General features: G+C 46.7%; 3 protein-coding genes. All 3 read left to right on the forward strand.

Going from position 1 to position 3,318, the window contains the following annotated elements; genetic code table 11:
• Nucleotides 1-213: 213 nt before the first annotated feature.
• The gene (locus tag Q5866_RS20930) at nucleotides 214-801 is read left to right on the forward strand and encodes an RNA polymerase sigma-70 factor (RefSeq protein WP_099293965.1); all 588 of its coding nucleotides are present in this window, start codon (nucleotides 214-216) and stop codon (nucleotides 799-801) included.
• Between the two features lie 99 nt (nucleotides 802-900).
• Nucleotides 901-2,085, forward strand: coding sequence for a FecR family protein (locus Q5866_RS20935; protein ID WP_303182328.1), 1,185 nt, complete (start codon nucleotides 901-903; stop codon nucleotides 2,083-2,085).
• 80 nt (nucleotides 2,086-2,165) lie between these two features.
• Nucleotides 2,166-3,318, forward strand: a 1,153-nt coding sequence (locus tag Q5866_RS20940; protein WP_303182329.1) for a SusC/RagA family TonB-linked outer membrane protein, incomplete at its 3' end; no start/stop codon positions are given.

Below are 3,318 nucleotides of genomic sequence, written 5' to 3' on the forward strand. Positions count from 1 at the left end.
GGATTTCATTCTCAATGCGTGTAATCCAGCACTTGAATGTTCTCCCCCACCTTCCACACGATAGCCGCTTTTATCTGCTCGGCATGGGGACACGGGAACCCGATAGGTGTTCCTTTAAAAGGACTTTATGAACTACAATTTTGAATTTTACAATTTTTCTACTATTTTTGCCCTAGATAGGGAACATCTATCAACAAACAGGAACGGCAAAATATGGATAACAAACAATCAAACGGAGGAATATCAAACACATTTTCCCCAAGTGAACGTGACACAATTCGGGAATTATTCGAGCAGCACTACACCCCGCTAGTCTTGTTCGCGAGAAATTATGTCCCCGACATGGAAGCAGACAAGGATATCGTTCAAGAAATATTCCTCGCTTTGATCGAATCAGCCAAAACATTCGGGACGCCCGACGAGCTAAAAGCCTACCTCTATACTGCCGTCAAAAACAAATGCTTGAAACACCTGCGCCACGAGAAAGTGAAACAGGAATATTCCGACACCCACCGGGATGAACCCTCGGAAGAAGAAACCTACTTCAACCGGGTGTTGGAAGAGGAAGTTTGTTACTCGCTGCTCGTGCAGGAAATCGAACTTTTGCCCGACCAATGCCGGAAGGTATTCAAGTTGATACTGGAAGGAAAAACGAACCCGGAAATCGCCACGGATTTACACATCAGCATTGAAACGGTCAAATCGCATAAACAAAGCGGCAAAAAGATACTCCACGATCGCCTTGTACATATCGTGGAAAGAAGCATTCTTCTTTTCATATTGGAAAAAATGGGTTTGTAAACAACTGATATTCCATGTCCTAAAAAATATTTCAAAAAAAATCATATTTTCACTCACTCTTTTTCTCACTCGGGGGTTTTACAAGAAAGAACAACCCCAATGACTCAAAAAGAGAAAAACATATTCCGCCTGTCCCGTGCCATCACGAACTCCCTGCGAGGGGTTGCCAGTGAGGAAGAACGGGATACGCTGGAACAATGGCTCGCCGCCTCGAAAAGAAACAGGGAAATATACGAGGGATTCAAGCAAGGCGGCTATCTGGAACAAAAACTATCGGATTATAATGCCATCAACAGGCTAGGCGATTACGAGAAATTTATCGCGACACGAAGGAAACGTACCCGTTTTTCCATCAAGACATTCATTCGCTACGCGGCGATACTTATCCTGCCCTTGGGATTAGCCCTCGTCCTGCTGTTGCGTGAAAAGCAACCGGAACCCGTGACTACCATATCGGAGGTCATCACTCCCGGAAGCCACAAGGCGATTCTGACCATGGGAGGCGGAGAGCGCATCATACTATCCGACAGTACGTTCACCCCGCTACAAGAACAGAACGGTATGATTGTCAAGATACAAAATAGCAAAGTATCCTATCTGTCCCCGGCAGATACCCTAGTTAGCGAAACCACCCCGATATACAACACCTTGCAAGTGCCCCGGGGAGGAGAATATTTCCTAACGCTTTCCGACGGCACGCAGGTATGGTTGAATGCCGAATCCGTAATTCGCTACCCCGTACGCTTCACGGGAAGCAAACGGGAAATCTTCCTCGATGGAGAAGCCTTTCTCACGGTAACCCCGAACAAGGAGAAACCCTTCATTGTCGTGTCGTCGAAAGCCTCGGTTACCGTGCTGGGAACCGAATTCAACTTCCGGGCTTACCCGGATGAAGAGAACGTGCAGACCACGCTGGTCGAGGGGTCGGTTATCATGCAATCGGTAAGATACAACCAGCAGGTAAAGCTAGCTCCCGGGGAACAGGGAACCCTCGAAATAGAAACCGGAAAACTCTATAAACAAGAGGTCAACACGTACCTTTACACGGCATGGAAAGACGGACGCTTCGCCTTCCGGAATACCCGCTTGGAAGAACTGTTCAACATTCTGTCCCGGTGGTACGACCTGCACGTGTTCTACCTCAACCCGGAAGCGAAAGACATCCGGTTCACGGGGGACATCAACAAAACCGAAGATTTCAACGCGATATTAAAAATAATAGAAAACAATGAGAGAGTAACATTCAACGTGAACAAGAGAACAGTATCAGTACAACTGAAGTAATAAAAACGAAAACATCCGGTGCCTAACACCGGATGCCCTATAAAAATTGTTTTAGTTTCCATTTAAAACATTACAAATGTATGAAAAAAATGAACAGTAATGGCCATTCCTCGGGAGGATTATGGCAAAAAGAATTTAGAATTATGAAATTGTGCCTTATTTTTACATTTATCGGCGTGATGCATATCTCTGCAGCCACCTACTCGCAGGATGTAAAACTGGACTTGAAGGTGAAAAACGCCTCTCTGGAGAGCGTGATGAACTCCATCCGCACGCAATCGGAGTATAGCTTTTTCTTCGACGACGTCGCCGTGAAAAAAATCTCGAATATCACGTTAGACCTCAAAGGGGCTAGCATCGAGGAAGTATTAACTTCCTGCCTCCAAGGTACGGGATTCGGCTTCCGGGTACTCGACAAGACAATCATCCTTTTCAAGGAAAAAATGAAAGACGACAAAAAGAAATCGTACATCATCCAAGGAAAGGTAGTGGACGAAAAGAACCTGCCTATGCCGGGAGTAACCGTTATGCTCGACAGCACTACCGTGGGAACAGCCACGGATACCGCCGGACGTTTCGTATTGCCCTTGCCACAGCCGAAAGGAACGCTTGTATTTTCGTTTATCGGTTTTAAAACCCAAAAGGTACAATACACCGAGGGGAAACAAATCGTGGTGAAGATGCAAGAAGATATTTCCGGGTTGGAAGAAGTACAGGTTGTGGCATACGGCTCGCAGAAAAAGCGGACTCTGGTCAGTTCCATCTCCACGTTGAAAGCTGACGAAATGAAAGAACTCCCGACACATAGCCTTGAAAGCCTGTTACAAGGTCACATGGCTGGCGTAGAGGTCAATAACATTTCCGGGGCTCCCGGTGGCGGCGGTTCCATCGTAGCTATCCGGGGATATAACTCCTTCTTCGTGGACGGAGAAGGCGGTGACCGCCAATACGGGACTCCGCTTTACGTGGTTGACGGTGTACCCATGCAGGCTTTCACCTCCCCAGTCACTGGTACAAACACACTTTCAGATCTTGATCCCTCCATGATCGAATCGATAGAGGTTTTAAAAGATGCTGCTTCTGCTGCCATTTACGGTTCCCGCGCAGGAAACGGGGTTATCTTGATTACCACGAAAAAAGGACGTAAAGGTAAAGCCCAATTTACAGCAAACGTATCATATTCCGCTTCATGGTTACCGGAAACTGCAGAACAAAGTGGTGGTCAACTGGTGC

The sequence above is a fragment of the uncultured Butyricimonas sp. genome (genome assembly GCF_959596855.1).
GTDB lineage: Bacteria > Bacteroidota > Bacteroidia > Bacteroidales > Marinifilaceae > Butyricimonas > Butyricimonas muris.

Bases quoted from the DNA above. Each gene is read 5' to 3' on its own strand.
- Q5866_RS20930 (WP_099293965.1), top strand. From the start codon at position 214: ATGGATAACAAACAATCAAACGGAGGAATATCAAACACATTTTCCCCA.
- Q5866_RS20935 (WP_303182328.1), top strand. From the start codon at position 901: ATGACTCAAAAAGAGAAAAACATATTCCGCCTGTCCCGTGCCATCACG.